Origin of the sequence: Paracoccus sp. N5 (genome assembly GCF_000371965.1) — a bacterium.
Taxonomy (GTDB): Bacteria; Pseudomonadota; Alphaproteobacteria; order Rhodobacterales; family Rhodobacteraceae; genus Paracoccus.
Genome location: NZ_AQUO01000001.1, coordinates 2,294,585 through 2,308,067 on the forward strand (window position 1 = coordinate 2,294,585; position 13,483 = coordinate 2,308,067).

Here is a 13,483-nt window from a genome sequence, read left to right on the forward strand (position 1 = left end):
CGCGGGTCTTTTTTCATGAGGAAAAGATGAGAAACCCATTCGCCGCGCTGTTCGCGTGGCTCTCCGACGTGCTCAGCTCCAAGGTCAATGCGAAGAAGGCGGCCGGCGCGACCGGCGCGGCCGGGGTCATCGCCGCCGCTGCCATCTTCATCGGACCCTGGGAAGGCGAGCGCACCGAGGCCTACCTTGACCGCATTGCCAAGCCCCCGGTCTGGACCGTCTGCTACGGCGAGACGCGCGGCGTGAAGGCTGGCGACCGCTACACCAGCGCACAATGCACCGACATGCTGATGGCGGCGCTTGCGACCTATCGCGACGGCCTGACCCGGTGCATCCCGGCGCTGCCGCAGCAGCCCGAGGGCGTGCAGGTGGCGCTGGTGTCCTGGTCCTACAACGTCGGGACGGGCGCGGCCTGCGGCTCGACCCTCGCGAAGAAAGCCAATGCCGGCGACTGGCAGGGCGCCTGCAACCAGCTCCCGCGCTGGGACAAGGCCGGCGGCAAGCCCGTCAAGGGCCTGGCCAACCGGCGCGCGGCTGAAACGAAACTCTGCCTCAATGCACTGAAAGGACAGTGACCATGCTCAAGGGAGCCCTCGCGCTAGTGCTGCGCCAAGTTCTGCTCGTCTTTGCCGGGATGCTGGCATCGGCCGGCATCATCACCGCGACTGCCGATCTCGGCTATTACTGCTTCGACACCCGCTTTGTCGCCGATGCGACGGCGACGGCACTCATGCTGTTCCTCGGCGGGGGAGCCTCGGCCGGCGCAAGCATGCTCTGGCGGATCTGGGCCAAGAAGGGCGGCGGCGTCACCTGACCGCTGAAACGACATCGGGCCGGCCGCACCACACAGCCCGCCCGATCAGGTCGGGGCAACCACAAACCAATTACCGCCACGAAAAAGGACTACTCGCCACCGACCCCTGCAATCTGCACGAGAGCTTCCGCGAGGTGAAGTTGCCCTTTTGGTCAACCTTGCTCGGACCCGTATAGGTTGCGCAGTTGCTGCTTCTCTCATGCTGTGGTTATATCGGGTCGGCAGCCGAGCGCGCGCTGCCTCTTGTGCTACTGTTAAACCCACCACGAAGACCGCCCCTCGGCTCACACCGGGGGGCGGCTTTTTGCGTTTCAAAGATTTGATCGAGCCTGTGCGTCAGATAGGGTCCGGGTGATGGCACAGTCGCACTCACCCGTCCTTACGGACAGCCGTTAATAATCGTTGACAACTTTAACGTGCAATCCTTAAGCACCGCAGACAGCGCGTTCGGTATCAACCTGACTTCGCCCAACCTCTGACATTGGGAATTTCCATGCCTGTCTACACGCTTAATGTTTTCTCTAACGCGGCCATCGGCCAACCCAACTGGTTCCTCGGTGGAGCCCAGAATCTCGCTGTAAGCGCTGTGGATGTCATGCAGATTCAGGACAACGACCCGGTCCTGCAAGACGAAAGCAACAGTCCCGAAGAATCTCTGGACCTTGATGGTGAGCAGGTTCTGGCCGCGGCTCTTGGCCTCGGATCCGCTGGGCAGGTTGTCCGGAGCGTCTTCAAGCAGACGATTGTCAACTCGACCACCGGCGAAACCGGCACTGCCTACACCATCCGGATCTACTCCGGCACATCCAACGAGAACCTTGGTGGACAGGTCGGCGACTACTACTGGGCGTCGACCATCAAGGTCAGCGCCGGGGATGTCGTCTCGCTGAGTTCGACCGGCGATAACGACTACAACGGCACTGTCGACTACAGCACTCTGGTGGCCTGCTTCACGCGCGGCACCGCCATCCGCACGCCTCGTGGCGAAGAACTGATCGAGACGCTGAGCGTCGGTGACATGGTGCTCACGCAGGACCATGGCCAGCAGGCCGTGCGTTGGATCGGTTCGACGCTGGTGACGGCTGATCGCCTGCAAGCGCAGCCGCACCTGCGCCCGATCCGCATCAAAGCCGGCGCGCTCGGCAAGGCGATTCCGAGCACCGACCTCCTCGTATCGCCGCAGCACCGGATCCTTGTCCGCTCCCGGATCGCACAGCGCATGTTCGGAGTGAACGAGGTTCTGGTCGCGGCCAAGCAACTTGTCGCAATCGACGGTATCGACGTAGCCGATGATGTCGCGGAGGTCGAATACTTCCACATCCTGTTCGACCAGCACGAAGTCGTCGTCTCCAATGGAGCCGAGAGCGAGTCTCTCTATACCGGCACCGAGGCCCTGAAATCGGTGGGCGTCGCCGCACGCGAGGAAATCCTGGCGCTGTTCCCGGAGTTTGCGCAGGAAGACTATATGCCGGTGGCTGCGAGAGAGCTTTCGTCGGGTCGGCAGGGCCGGACGATGGCGGCCCGCCACGCGCAGAACCGCCAAGCGCTTGTTGCCTGATCGAAGATCTGCAGCTTCCTCGGGCCGAGTTGGCTCGGGGAGGCTACCATCTCGGCTCCATGGCTCACAAGCGAGTTGCACAAGAGCGGCCTAGCAATGCGCCGTAACAAAGGGTAATCAAGCAGAGCGTGTTGGCCTTTGTTACTTTTGCATACTGGCGCGGGCTCGTATGGCTATCAACTTGTTTTTTCTGTTGATGTGTCGCGGAACCCTGCCGGTGCGCAGGTCAGCCGCCCCTCACCCTCTCCGCCGCCTCCCTGAACACCTCGGCCACCGCCGGATGCGCACGCTCGGCCTGGTCCAAGAGCGCCCGTGCTGCCTCTGCCTGGCCAAGCGGCGTCGTCAGCAGCACTGACCCCATGTTCACCAGCACGTCCAGCAGCGCGGCGCGCAGGGCGTCCTCGGTGTCCTTGGCGGCGGGGTCGTGGTCTGGCATGGCGATTCTCTCTTGAGCCCGAGCAACTATCAGTCATCCTACGCAAGACGCTAGATGCGCAAAGTAGATGACGACCGATGGCTGTAGATGATCGTCGGCCTTATGCTCCTGAGACGCTTGCGGAACGATGGATCGGGAGGCGGCTTTTTTCTTTCAGGTCACGACAATCTCTTCCGACCGAGCGGGGCTGTCACCTGAGGGTCGGCGGGCGCCACCACACGCCCGCCTCTCCCTCTTCATAGCGCGCCGGGCGCGGCCCTGCGTCACATACCTGACACAGCGGGCCAAACGACCGAAGGAGGAACTGCGCTTGTGAACCCTGAAAACATCATCCGGCGCGCTCGCCATCATCAACACGCTCGGCTATCTCGCCGTGATCTGGGCCTTTCGAGCCAGCTTTCGCGAACTGAACAGTGCGACATGGTGGTTCGCCATGGGGTTCGCCATCCTTGCTGGCGCCATCATCGCCCGCGGCCTCTACTGGGATGTGTCGCTGCCTCTGATGCGGCTCTGGGTTCCGGATTTCGCCGCGTCCTGGTCCGAGGCCACCCGGGGCCGGCTGATCAACATCGTGTTCAGCGCCATGAAGATGGTGGCGTTCTTCTGCGCCCTGAAATGCCGTCAGAAGATGATTCCAGAGGAGGAGCGGTCTCGCTGGCCATGGTGGCGCGCATGGCTGCATCCGACGAAGATCCGTCTTCTGCCGCGGTGGTGATCAGCAGCGCATGTAGAGCCCGGGCAGATCATCAAAGACCGGCAGACACTGTGACATGGCCGCGCGGGCCGCGCTCTTAAGAGTGCTCTGATGCCTGCGCTTGGCTCAAGAGGAACGATCTTATATCGGCTGGATCGACGGGGCGAAGGGGAATGCCCTTAGCAACCGACCAATCGAACATCGAGCGGTCCCCTTTCGTGGAATAGCCCATCGTCCAGCCGTCGAATGCCCGGACGAGGATCGGCCGGCGCTCCAGGACCTCGATCATGGTGTGCCGGCTGTCGGCCAGGATACGTCCTAGGAGCGCGTTAGCGGCGTCGGCCAGCCCTTCGAAAACCTGAAAGAACACGTCGTCCTCGCGGTGGAGGAAGCCGCTGATGCCGAGCCGTGCGTTGCTCGCCCTCGCCTGCTCGATCATCTCTGTTTCAGCGCGGCTGTGCTGCTTCAGCTTGGCCACACTCCGGTACAGCACCGTGATCAATCCCTGGTTCATGGCCGCCTTCGCAAGATGAGAAGCTCATCCGGCGAGGTCTAGCCCGAAATCTTCGAATTATTCAACGCCAATCCGCCCCGCCACCGCGCGGGGCTTTTTCATTGGAGAAACCTATGTATCCAGCTGGGTTCAAGGGCCGCGCGACGCGGCTCACCGATATCGATGTGCCGCGCGTCGGCCGCCTGATCGAAGTCGGCGAGGACGAGGTCCGCGCCGTGATCGAGGTTGAAACTTCGGGCGGGGGCTTCGACAGCCAGGGCCGACCCAAGATGCTGTTCGAGCCGCATGTGTTTTGGCGCGAGCTGGGCGAGGGGCCGAAGCGCACCACGGCTGTCTCGACCGGGCTGGCCTATCCGAAATGGGGCGCCGCTTCCTATCCCAAGGACAGCTATCCGCGCCTGGCGCTGGCGATCAAGATCGACGCCAATGCGGCGCTGCGCTCGGCCAGTTGGGGCCTCGGGCAGATCATGGGCTTCAACCACCGTGCGGCCGGCTTTGCCTCGGCCGGCGACATGGTCGAGGCTTTCTGCCACAGCGAGACCGCCGGCCTAGAGGCAATGATCCGGTTCATCGAAAGCGAGGGGCTGGACGACGAGATGCGGCGGCACGAATGGGCGGCGTTCGCCCGCGGCTACAATGGCGCCGGCTATGTCACGCATGGTTATCACACCAAGCTGGCCGCCGCCTTCAAGCGCTGGCAGGCAATTCCCGACACCTTGGCCCCGAACCAGCCGAAGATCGGTCTCGGCTCGCGCGGCGAGCCCGTGCGTCAGGCGCAGCTCCAGCTGCTGGCGCTGGGGTTCGACCCGCGCGGTGTCGACGGGATTTACGGGCGGGACACCCGAGCCGCCGCCATCGCCTTCCAGAAAACCGCCGGCCTCAAGCAGGACGGCATCATTGGCCCAATCACCTGGGCCGCTCTCGACAAAGGACAGTGACCATGCAGACCATCATCAATGCGGCCATGCCGCACGTCCTCGAACTGCTCGGCCTGGTGCTGACGGGCATCATCGGCTGGGCCGCCGCTGCCGCGCGCCGCAAATGGGGCATCGAGATCGAGGCCAAGCACCGCGAGGCGCTGCAATCCGCGCTGCTAAACGGCGCGCGGCTCGCGCTGCGGCACGAACTGGACGGCAAGGCGGCCATCGACCTGATCCTCAGCTACATCCGCCAGAGCGTACCGGATGCCATCGGCAATCTCGGGGCGTCCCATGAGGTGCTGACCGACCTGGCCAAGGCAAAGCTCGAGCAGGTCGCGGCGGAGAAGGTCAAGGACGTGACCGGCAGCGCAGTGGATGCGCTGACCGAGGCACTCCGCCGGGCCGGTGCCAAGGTATGATTGCCTGGCTCATGGTCGCGGCCGGGCTGGCGGCGTGGTCGGTGATCGGGCTGCAGTCCGCTGGGCTCTGGATCACGGCTCCCGAATAAAAACGCCGGCGGCCGTCAGAGCGGCCACGAAATCCGCCCGCGCCCGCTCGGGATCGGCGGTGCCGCGGTCGAGGCCGAGGCAGGCCAGCACGGCCAGCTGGTAGTCGGGGTCGCCTTGGTCGCAATGCGCCAGCAGCGCGGCGCCCATGCCGCGCGCGTCGGTCACGGTCCGGAACCGCCCGATATCCTCCTCATAGGTGACTGGCCTGATCGTTTTCGTACTCGGCATCTCGCCACCTCGCATTGCTGACGCCTCGCAACCCACCGCGCGCGGGATTGTTCCGCTTGCCCCCGTCCCGGTTCGCCGGGGCGGGGGCCATTTTGCGTTTCGGCGTGATGGGAATCGACTCTAGGATTCCATTGGCGTAATTTGTTCCTTCTCTGTTCCAATGGAGGCGCCCATGATCAGCAATTCCCCCCTGATGTTCGGGCAGCAGCGGCAGGTTTCCGAAGCGGCTGCTGTCGCGGCCGAGGAAGCAATGCGCGACGCCGCCTGGGCGATTGCCGATGGTGTCGCCCGGGCCGACTGGGGGTCAGTCGCCCAACAGATGGCGCCCGACGAACGTGCCGCTGCTGTCGAGCGCATCAACCGCCTGATGGATGCCGCCGCGCGCCTGGCGGGCCAATCCACGCGGGACGACTGGTCGCGGGAGATGATCGACGCCCGCGCGCTGGCACAGGATAGCTGATATGTGCGGACGCTTCGTGGACCCGAACCTGCGCGGGACGGATTTCGAGATCTCGCAGACGCGGATCGATCCGATGCCGCGCCGCTACAACATCAAGCCGACGCAGGACGTGCTGGTGGTGACCAAGCACGCCCCGCAAGGCGAAATGGCGCGCTGGTGGCTGGTGCCATCCTGGCACAAGGGCGAGCTGAGGGACTGGAAGGCCGCCACCTTCAACGCCCGGATCGAGGACGCCGCGACCAAACCGACCTTTCGCGGGCCGTGGCGCTATGGCCGCTGCCTGATCCCGACCGCCGGCTATTACGAGTGGACCGGCGAGAAGGGCAGCAAGCAGCCGCACTTCATCACCGGGGCGGGCAACGAGGAGACCCTGTGGTTCGCCGGCCTGGCCTCGCGCTGGAATGGCGTGCTGACCTGCACCATCGTCACCCGGCCGGCCAATGCCACCGTGGCCGACATCCATACCCGCATGCCGGTGATCCTGAACGCTGAGGAGCGAGACGCATGGATGGCCGGCAGCGATGATCCCGAGATCGGCGCTGGCGTCCAGCTGCGGCACCACCCCGTCGCCAAGTTCGGCGCGGCCAGCGACGGACCGGAGCTGATCGAGCCCGAGGCTGCCGCCTGAGGCTGAGACGTGATCGCATGACGACTCGCATTTATGTTCTTGTTGTGTTCTCATTAGTAGCTGCGAGAATCATAGGAGAGCCACGCCATGGGCGCATCGATGATAGATGCCACCTGTCGACCGCTTGCGTTTGATGCGACTGAAGAGGATCTGATCGCCGAAGAGCTGCGGGCTGTCATTCCGGGCTGCCAGGTGCAGGAGGTCCGCCAGATCGGCCGGGGCCGCTGGGTGGCCGACATCATCAAGCTCGGGAAAAGCGCCGCCGAGATCGAGTGCATCAGGACCGAGGCTGTCGATGATACCTACCTGGCGGTTAAGGTTTTGGGCTATCCGCCGCTGGAAGCGTAGGCGTAGCGCGGTTCTATGGTTCGTCACCGCCTGCTTTTCGAGCCAGGGACAACGCATATCATCGTGACGTGTTGGCGCTGCAAGGATCGGCCGATCACCTTCTATCCTCGGGATTTGCCCGCCGGGATTACTGAGCTGGAATTCTGCCGCCGCGCTCGCTGCAAGGTCTGCGGTTGTGATCAGCCCTATATCAGTCGGCTTCCTGAGCCGATTAATCCGTACGCGAAAAGTCTTTCCCAAAATGACGGCCGCTGACGGTTTGAAAACCTCTCGTAACCTATTGAAGTCCTGTGGGACAAAGGGCACGAGGTTTGCAGATTAGTGGAGCCGTGCCAACAAAATGGCATGGTTTTGGGTACCGTAGGCCGGAGGTTCGAATCCTCTCGCCCCGACCATCCCGCGCAGGGCTCGCCCGGCTTGCCACGCCGGCGGCTTTCGCCCTCGCTCTTGCCCAAAAAGCCAGCGTGACTTTCCTGCACCAGGTGCGATTCATGTTCCATGTGCCGCGATTTGTTTTCGAAGCGTCACCTTTCTCTGGTCGAAGGTATTTGATGAGTCTGTGAGGTTGCCATGAACGCCTGGTGGAGCGTTTCCGTCTGCATCAACCGCAGCCTGGGAGGAAAGCCATCCGAGCCTTTGTGCTCGCGGGTCTATCGACAGCCGCCGTCGCGGTGGCGCAGCGTCTTCATGGTGCTGATGGACCGGGCTTTCGCCGAGAGCGCGCATTGCGAGAACATCCACAGCCGCTGGCGCGAGCTCAGCGGCACCTGAGCGGGCGTCAGCCGCGCCCGGCCAGGTCGCGTTCGAGCGCCTCGAGCGCGGTGATGGTCGCCTCGTAGCTGTCGCCGGCGCGCGGGCAGCGCGTGCGGCGGCTGCGATAGAAGGCCAGCCAGCGCGGCAGTTCCTCCAGCGGATAGGTGGCCGACCAGACCTTGCCGGTCAGGGTGAAGGTGGAATCGTCATGCGTCGCTTTCATGCCCGCCTTTTGCGGCCGGGTCGCGCCGGCATCAAGCCGCCCCTGCTGCCCGGCCCCGGCAAAATAATGCGGGCGAAACGCTCGGAAATCGCTGCCGCCCCTTGTTCTTTCCCCGGCCCGCCCATAGAACGCGCCCCGGAAACTGCTGGGGGGCAAGGAATGCCGCTTCTGGTGATGAAATTCGGCGGCACCTCGGTGGCCGACCTGGACCGCATCAAGAACGCCGCGCTGAAGGTTCAACGCGAGGTCGCGCGCGGCTATGACGTCATCGTCATCGTCAGCGCCATGTCGGGCAAGACCAACGAGCTGGTCGGCTGGGTCGAGGCGACCTCGCCGCTGTTCGACGCGCGCGAATACGACGCCGTGGTCGCCTCGGGCGAGAACGTGACCGCCGGGCTGATGGCGCTGACCCTGCAGGAAATGGGCGTGCCGGCGCGCAGCTGGCAGGGCTGGCAGGTGCCGATCAACACCACCTCGCAGCACAGCTCGGCCCGCTTCGTGGACATTCCGCGCCACAACATCGACCAGAAATTCGTCGAGGGCATGAAGGTCGCCGTGGTCGCGGGCTTTCAGGGCCTGTCGCCCGAGGGCCGCATCACCACGCTGGGCCGCGGCGGCTCGGACACCACCGCCGTCGCCTTTGCCGCCGCCTTCGGCGCCGAGCGCTGCGACATCTATACCGATGTGGACGGGGTCTATACCACCGACCCGCGCATCACCTCCAAGGCGCGCAAGCTTGACAAGATCGCCTTCGAGGAAATGCTGGAACTGGCCAGCCTGGGCGCCAAGGTCCTGCAGACCCGCTCGGTCGAGCTGGCGATGCGTTACAAGGTCCGCCTGCGGGTTCTGAGCTCGTTCGAGGATACGGATGAGACCAGCGGCACCCTGGTCTGCGATGAGGATGAAATCATGGAATCGAAAGTCGTCAGCGGCGTCGCCTATTCCCGCGAAGAGGCCAAGATCACCCTGGTCACCGTCGAGGACCGCCCGGGCATCTCGGCCGCGATCTTCGCGCCGCTGGCCGAGGCCGGCGTGAATGTCGACATGATCGTGCAGAACATCTCGGAAAAGGACTATGAGGATCACCCGGGTTCGGTGACCGACATGACCTTCTCCTGCCCGGTGAACCAGGTCGCCCGCGCCCGCAAGGCGATGGAAGAGGCCAAGGCCGCCGGCCATATCGCCTATGACGACCTGGTGGTCGATACCGAGGTCGCCAAGGTCTCGGTCGTGGGCATCGGCATGCGCAGCCACGCCGGCGTCGCCGCGCGCATGTTCAAGGCACTGGCGGATGAAAACATCAACATCAAGGTGATCTCCACCAGCGAGATCAAGATTTCGGTGCTGATCGACCGCAAATATATGGAACTGGCCGTGCAGGCGCTGCATGATGCCTTCGAGCTGGAACGGGCCTGATCCGCAGGCCCCGGACCGGGCCCCAGCCTGAAGCGGGAGGATCATGGCCGAACGCAAGGAAAGCGAATCGCGCCGGCTGCTGTTGCGGCTGCGCGAAACCCTGGCCGCTCCGGGGAGCGGTCAGCACCGTCTCGACCAGATCACCCACCACATCGCCGATTCGATGGGAACGCAGGTCTGCTCGATCTACCTGTTCCGCGATCCCGACACGCTGGAGCTTTGCGCGACCGAGGGGCTGAAGCCGGAATCGGTGCACAAGACCCGGCTGCGGCTGGGCGAGGGGCTGGTCGGCCGCGTCGCCCGTTCGGGTCGGTATGTGAACACCGCGAATGCCCCCGGCGAGCCCGGCTTCCGCTACATGCCCGAGACCGGCGAGGAGGTCTATCCCAGCTTCCTGGGCGTGCCGATCCAGCGTGTCGGCGAAAAGCTGGGCGTGCTGGTCGTGCAGTCGCGCGAGGCGCGGCAGTTCTCCGAGGACGAGATCTATGGCCTGGAGGTGGTCGCCATGGTGCTGGCCGAGATGGCCGAGCTGGGCGCCTTCCTGGGCTCGCAATCCGACAGCATGCCGCCGGCGCATCGCTTCCCGGTCATGCTGCGCGGCGGCACCGGGCAGGAGGGCGTGGCCGAGGGCCGTGTCTGGCTGCACGAGCCGCGCGTGGTGGTGACCAATCCGGTCGCCGACGATCCGCTGAAGGAAAAGGCCCGGTTGACCGAGGCCGTCGCCATGCTGCGCACCAAGGTCGATTCCATGCTGGCCGAGACCGACATGGCCAAGGGCGACAGCGCCGAGGTGATGGAAACCTATCGCATGTTCGCCCATTCCCGCAGCTGGCTGCGGCGGATGGAGGAAAGCATCGACGCCGGGCTTTCCGCCGAGGCGGCGGTGGAAAAGGAACAGAGCCAGGCCCGGTCGCGGCTGGAAAGCGCCGCCGACCCCTATCTGCGCGACCGGCTGCATGACCTCGACGACCTGTCGAACCGGCTCTTGCGCATCCTGACCGGGCAGGGCCGCGACACCGGCGCCGAGATGCCGGAAAATCCGATCCTGGTCGCCCGCAACATCGGCCCGGCCGAGCTGCTGGAATACGGCCGCCGGCTGAAGGGCGTGGTGCTGGAAGAGGGCTCGGTCGGCAGCCACGCCGCCATCGTCGCCCGCGCCCTGGCGATCCCGCTGGTCATCCACGCCGAGCGCATCATCGCCGAGGCGCTGAACGGCGATCCGATCCTGGTCGATGGCGACATGGGCACCGTGCACCTGCGCCCCGAGGAATCGGTCGCCAAGGCCTTCCGCGACAAGATGGCCATGCAGGCCGAGGCGCAGAGCCGCTATGCCGGGTTGCGCGACCTGCCGGCGACCGATCTGGCCGGGATCACGGTGCAGCTCTACATGAATGCCGGGCTGATGGCCGACCTGCCGAGCCTGGAAAGCTCGGGCGCCGAGGGCGTGGGTCTGTTCCGCACCGAATTGCAGTTCCTGACCCGGACCCGGGTGCCGCGCCGGGGCGAGCTGGCGCAGCTTTATGCCCATGTGCTCGACAGCGCCCATGGCAAGCCGGTGATGTTCCGCACGCTCGACATCGGCTCGGACAAGGTGCTGCCCTATATGAAGCCGCAGGACGAGCCCAACCCGGCCATGGGCTGGCGGGCCATTCGCGTCGGCCTGGACAAGCGCGGCGTCTTGCGCATGCAGCTGCAGGCGCTGATCCGCGCCGCCGTCGGCCGGCCGCTTTACGTCATGTTCCCCTTCGTCACCGAGATGGGCGAGTTCGAAGAGGCGCACCGGCTCTTGATGGAGCAGATCGCCCGCGAGCAGCGGCTGGGCCACGCCATGCCGACCGACGTGCGCGTCGGCGCCATGCTGGAGACGCCCTCGCTGGCCTTCGCGCCGAAGAAGTTCTTCCAGATGTGCGATTTCATCTCGGTGGGCGGCAACGACCTGAAGCAGTTCTTCTTTGCCGCCGACCGCGAGAACGAACGCGTGCGCCGGCGCTACGACACGCTGAACACCTCGTTCATCACGCTCTTGGACCAGATCGTGCAGCGCTGCGACGAGGCGCGGGTGCCGGTGTCGTTCTGCGGCGAGGATGCCGGCCGCCCGATCGAGGCGGTCACCTTCGCGGCGCTGGGTTTCCGGCGGCTGTCGATGCGGCCGGCCTCGGTCGGGCCGGTCAAGCATCTGATCCGGCGGGTGAACCTGGCCGATCTGCGCCGGGTGATCGACGATGCCCGCGAGTTGGGCGAGACGAACCTGCGCCGCTGCATCACCGAATGGCTGGCCCGGCATTAGCGCCGCATTCTGCGCCGAAACACCGGCATCCGAGGCGTCGCAAGGTGGTCTTTCGATGACAATCCCCGAAAGGGGGACTCGCCCGAGGGCAACGACCATCTTTGCTTGCGTCTTGGAAAGGTGGCGGAGGGGATCTGAAAGACAACCTTCTCCAGGTTTCACCCGGGTGGCGATGACAGCTAAAACGACGCTGCGGGATATTGCTTCCGCACGAAGCTGTATTGCGGAGAGTTCAAGAATTGTCGCCATCACAGTTACTTAGCCGTCGGAACCTCTACGACCTGGTCTGGAGAAAACCGATGACAGCGCTTGCACAGGAATTCGGGATATCGGATCGGGGGCTCGCAAAGGTCTGCAGTCGTCATCGCATTCCCGTACCGCCCCGGGGGTACTGGGCCAAGGTTGCAGCCGGAGAACAACCGAAAGTGCCGCCGTTCCTCGAACTGAGGGATTGAGCTACTCCCCATCTCTTGGACAGTTTCCGGGATGATTTAAGCTACTCTCTGCCCCTGCTGATCGGTTTCGATCTGGTTGAAGTAGACCACGGCGGGCGGCTGTCCGCCATGGGCGGCGTGGGGCCGCTGGTGGTTGTAGAAGGTGATCCATCGGCCAACGCCCGCCTTCGCCTGCGAGCCGGTCTCCCAGGCGTGCAGATAGACGCACTCATACTTCAGGGACCGCCAAAGGCGCTCGATGAAGATGTTGTCGAGACACCGGCCCTTGCCGTCCATCGAGATCCGGGTGCCGATCCGTTTCAGCCGGTCGGTCCAGGCGAAGGACGTGAACTGCGAGCCCTGATCGGTGTTCATGATCTCGGGCGGGCCGAAGCGGTGGACCGCCTCGTTCAGCGCCTCGACGCAGAAGTCGGCTTCGAGCGTGTTCGAGATGCGCCAGGCCAGCACCTTGCGGGTGAACCAGTCCATGATGGCGACCAGGTAGAGGAAGCCTCGTCGCATCGGCAGATAGGTGATGTCGGCACACCAGGCATGGTTGTGCCGATCGACCCGCAGGCCACCCAGCAGATAGGGGTAGGTCTTGTGCCCCTTCGCAGGCTTGCTGGTGTTGGGCTTCTGGTAGATCGGCATCAGACGCATGAGCCGCATCAGCCGCCGGATGCGCTTCATGTTCACTGGGTGCCCTTCGTTCTGCAGGTGCCAGGTCATCTGCTGGACGCCGTAGAAGGGGGTTTCCAGGAACTGACGGTCGATCAGCCGCATGAGCGCCAGGTTCATCTCGGTCTCGCCCTGCGGTGCGTAGTAGAACGACGACCGCGAGATCGACAGCAGACGGCATTGCGCCCCGACCGACAGCGTGGGGTGAGAGCGTTCGATCATCCCGCGCCTCACCTGCCGGTCCAGGGCTTGAGCTTTCGTGACAAAAAATCGTTGGCGACGGCCAGCTCTCCGATCTTGGCGTGCAGCGATCGCACCGTCTCCTCGTCGACCTCGGCCTTCTTCTTCCTGCCGCGTTCGAAGATGTCCGATGCCCCCTCGAGCAGCGCCTTCTTCCACTGGTGGATCATCGTCGGATGCACGCCGTATTCCGCGGCCAGCTCCGACACGGTGCGCTCGCCCTTCACGGCTTCCAGCGCCACGCGAGCCTTGAAGCCCGCGTCATGGTTCCTGCGTTTCGACATCGTCTGTTCTCCTCGTTCTTGGAGACCAGCAGACGGAAGATCAGAGCTTACGTCACTGT

16 protein-coding genes, 1 tRNA gene and 1 pseudogene are annotated in these 13,483 nt (G+C 64.5%); 13 read left to right on the top strand and 5 right to left on the bottom strand.

Features of this window, described 5'->3' with window-relative positions; genetic code table 11:
• The first annotated feature begins 26 nt into the window (after window positions 1–26).
• From PARN5_RS0111585 to PARN5_RS23480, 3 genes are all read left to right on the top strand, one after another.
• Complete coding sequence (locus tag PARN5_RS0111585; RefSeq protein ID WP_017999939.1) at window positions 27–575, top strand: lysozyme; 549 nt, start codon at window positions 27–29, stop codon at window positions 573–575.
• 2 nt (window positions 576–577) lie between these two features.
• A complete protein-coding gene (locus tag PARN5_RS0111590; RefSeq protein WP_036744604.1) occupies window positions 578–814 on the top strand; it encodes a hypothetical protein in 237 nt (78 codons plus the stop codon).
• Between the two features lie 493 nt (window positions 815–1,307).
• Window positions 1,308–2,372 (top strand): Hint domain-containing protein, encoded by a 1,065-nt coding sequence (locus PARN5_RS23480; protein WP_017999941.1) that lies wholly within the window; start codon window positions 1,308–1,310, stop codon window positions 2,370–2,372.
• A gap of 226 nt (window positions 2,373–2,598) precedes the next feature.
• Here the strand turns inward: PARN5_RS23480 and PARN5_RS0111600 are convergent, their stop codons facing one another.
• On the bottom strand, window positions 2,599–2,808 hold the full coding sequence (locus tag PARN5_RS0111600) for a hypothetical protein (protein ID WP_017999942.1): 210 nt from the start codon (window positions 2,806–2,808) through the stop codon (window positions 2,599–2,601).
• 433 nt (window positions 2,809–3,241) lie between these two features.
• Here PARN5_RS0111600 and PARN5_RS0111605 point away from each other — a divergent pair, with 433 nt between their 5' ends.
• Complete coding sequence (locus PARN5_RS0111605; protein ID WP_017999943.1) at window positions 3,242–3,523, top strand: hypothetical protein; 282 nt, start codon at window positions 3,242–3,244, stop codon at window positions 3,521–3,523.
• Window positions 3,524–3,599: 76 nt separating this feature from the next.
• On the opposite strand, the gene PARN5_RS22010 is transcribed toward PARN5_RS0111605, so the two are convergent.
• Window positions 3,600–4,016, bottom strand: a complete 417-nt coding sequence (locus tag PARN5_RS22010) for a BLUF domain-containing protein (protein ID WP_017999944.1) — start codon at window positions 4,014–4,016, stop codon at window positions 3,600–3,602.
• 113 nt (window positions 4,017–4,129) lie between these two features.
• Between PARN5_RS22010 and PARN5_RS22015 the strand changes: the two genes are divergently transcribed.
• Window positions 4,130–4,954 carry an N-acetylmuramidase domain-containing protein gene (locus PARN5_RS22015; RefSeq protein ID WP_017999945.1) on the top strand — a complete coding sequence of 275 codons (825 nt, stop codon included), beginning with the start codon at window positions 4,130–4,132 and terminating at the stop codon, window positions 4,952–4,954.
• 2 nt (window positions 4,955–4,956) lie between these two features.
• On the top strand, window positions 4,957–5,355 hold the full coding sequence (locus tag PARN5_RS0111620) for a hypothetical protein (RefSeq protein ID WP_017999946.1): 399 nt from the start codon (window positions 4,957–4,959) through the stop codon (window positions 5,353–5,355).
• A 72-nt stretch (window positions 5,356–5,427) separates the two neighbouring features.
• Here PARN5_RS0111620 and PARN5_RS22020 read toward each other — a convergent pair whose 3' ends face one another.
• Window positions 5,428–5,673, bottom strand: coding sequence for a DUF982 domain-containing protein (locus PARN5_RS22020; protein WP_017999947.1), 246 nt, complete (start codon window positions 5,671–5,673; stop codon window positions 5,428–5,430).
• Between the two features lie 172 nt (window positions 5,674–5,845).
• Between PARN5_RS22020 and PARN5_RS0111635 the strand changes: the two genes are divergently transcribed.
• The 5 genes from PARN5_RS0111635 to PARN5_RS24205 all read left to right on the top strand — a co-directional run bounded on the left by PARN5_RS0111635 (window position 5,846) and on the right by PARN5_RS24205 (window position 7,880).
• A complete protein-coding gene (locus tag PARN5_RS0111635; protein ID WP_026155366.1) occupies window positions 5,846–6,133 on the top strand; it encodes a hypothetical protein in 288 nt (95 codons plus the stop codon).
• Window position 6,134: 1 nt separating this feature from the next.
• Window positions 6,135–6,761, top strand: a complete 627-nt coding sequence (locus PARN5_RS0111640) for an SOS response-associated peptidase (RefSeq protein ID WP_017999949.1) — start codon at window positions 6,135–6,137, stop codon at window positions 6,759–6,761.
• An 87-nt stretch (window positions 6,762–6,848) separates the two neighbouring features.
• Window positions 6,849–7,109, top strand: a complete 261-nt coding sequence (locus tag PARN5_RS0111645; RefSeq protein WP_017999950.1) for a hypothetical protein — start codon at window positions 6,849–6,851, stop codon at window positions 7,107–7,109.
• Window positions 7,110–7,431: 322 nt separating this feature from the next.
• Window positions 7,432–7,504: transfer RNA gene (locus PARN5_RS24200), tRNA-Pro, on the top strand.
• A 175-nt stretch (window positions 7,505–7,679) separates the two neighbouring features.
• Window positions 7,680–7,880, top strand: coding sequence for a hypothetical protein (locus PARN5_RS24205; RefSeq protein ID WP_157403977.1), 201 nt, complete (start codon window positions 7,680–7,682; stop codon window positions 7,878–7,880).
• A gap of 7 nt (window positions 7,881–7,887) precedes the next feature.
• On the opposite strand, the gene PARN5_RS0111655 is transcribed toward PARN5_RS24205, so the two are convergent.
• A complete protein-coding gene (locus PARN5_RS0111655) occupies window positions 7,888–8,085 on the bottom strand; it encodes a hypothetical protein (protein WP_017999952.1) in 198 nt (65 codons plus the stop codon).
• Window positions 8,086–8,244: 159 nt separating this feature from the next.
• Between PARN5_RS0111655 and PARN5_RS0111660 the strand changes: the two genes are divergently transcribed.
• Window positions 8,245–9,501, top strand: a complete 1,257-nt coding sequence (locus PARN5_RS0111660; RefSeq protein WP_017999953.1) for an aspartate kinase — start codon at window positions 8,245–8,247, stop codon at window positions 9,499–9,501.
• 43 nt (window positions 9,502–9,544) lie between these two features.
• Complete coding sequence (gene ptsP / locus PARN5_RS0111665) at window positions 9,545–11,788, top strand: phosphoenolpyruvate--protein phosphotransferase (protein WP_017999954.1); 2,244 nt, start codon at window positions 9,545–9,547, stop codon at window positions 11,786–11,788.
• A 491-nt stretch (window positions 11,789–12,279) separates the two neighbouring features.
• Here ptsP and PARN5_RS0111670 read toward each other — a convergent pair.
• Window positions 12,280–13,424, bottom strand: a pseudogene (locus PARN5_RS0111670) (IS3 family transposase).
• Window positions 13,425–13,483: the final 59 nt, after the last annotated feature.

Excerpts from the sequence above, each read along its gene's own strand:
- PARN5_RS0111645 (WP_017999950.1), top strand. The coding sequence starts at position 6,849 with ATGGGCGCATCGATGATAGATGCCACCTGTCGACCGCTTGCGTTTGAT.
- PARN5_RS0111635 (WP_026155366.1), top strand. The coding sequence starts at position 5,846 with ATGATCAGCAATTCCCCCCTGATGTTCGGGCAGCAGCGGCAGGTTTCC.
- PARN5_RS24205 (WP_157403977.1), top strand. The coding sequence starts at position 7,680 with ATGAACGCCTGGTGGAGCGTTTCCGTCTGCATCAACCGCAGCCTGGGA.
- PARN5_RS0111620 (WP_017999946.1), top strand. The coding sequence starts at position 4,957 with ATGCAGACCATCATCAATGCGGCCATGCCGCACGTCCTCGAACTGCTC.
- PARN5_RS22010 (WP_017999944.1), bottom strand. The coding sequence starts at position 4,016 with ATGAACCAGGGATTGATCACGGTGCTGTACCGGAGTGTGGCCAAGCTG.
- PARN5_RS0111640 (WP_017999949.1), top strand. The coding sequence starts at position 6,135 with ATGTGCGGACGCTTCGTGGACCCGAACCTGCGCGGGACGGATTTCGAG.
- ptsP (WP_017999954.1), top strand. The coding sequence starts at position 9,545 with ATGGCCGAACGCAAGGAAAGCGAATCGCGCCGGCTGCTGTTGCGGCTG.
- PARN5_RS0111605 (WP_017999943.1), top strand. The coding sequence starts at position 3,242 with ATGGGGTTCGCCATCCTTGCTGGCGCCATCATCGCCCGCGGCCTCTAC.
- PARN5_RS0111660 (WP_017999953.1), top strand. The coding sequence starts at position 8,245 with ATGCCGCTTCTGGTGATGAAATTCGGCGGCACCTCGGTGGCCGACCTG.
- PARN5_RS0111585 (WP_017999939.1), top strand. The coding sequence starts at position 27 with ATGAGAAACCCATTCGCCGCGCTGTTCGCGTGGCTCTCCGACGTGCTC.
- PARN5_RS0111655 (WP_017999952.1), bottom strand. The coding sequence starts at position 8,085 with ATGAAAGCGACGCATGACGATTCCACCTTCACCCTGACCGGCAAGGTC.
- PARN5_RS22015 (WP_017999945.1), top strand. The coding sequence starts at position 4,130 with ATGTATCCAGCTGGGTTCAAGGGCCGCGCGACGCGGCTCACCGATATC.
- PARN5_RS22020 (WP_017999947.1), bottom strand. The coding sequence starts at position 5,673 with ATGCCGAGTACGAAAACGATCAGGCCAGTCACCTATGAGGAGGATATC.
- PARN5_RS23480 (WP_017999941.1), top strand. The coding sequence starts at position 1,308 with ATGCCTGTCTACACGCTTAATGTTTTCTCTAACGCGGCCATCGGCCAA.
- PARN5_RS0111590 (WP_036744604.1), top strand. The coding sequence starts at position 578 with ATGCTCAAGGGAGCCCTCGCGCTAGTGCTGCGCCAAGTTCTGCTCGTC.
- PARN5_RS0111600 (WP_017999942.1), bottom strand. The coding sequence starts at position 2,808 with ATGCCAGACCACGACCCCGCCGCCAAGGACACCGAGGACGCCCTGCGC.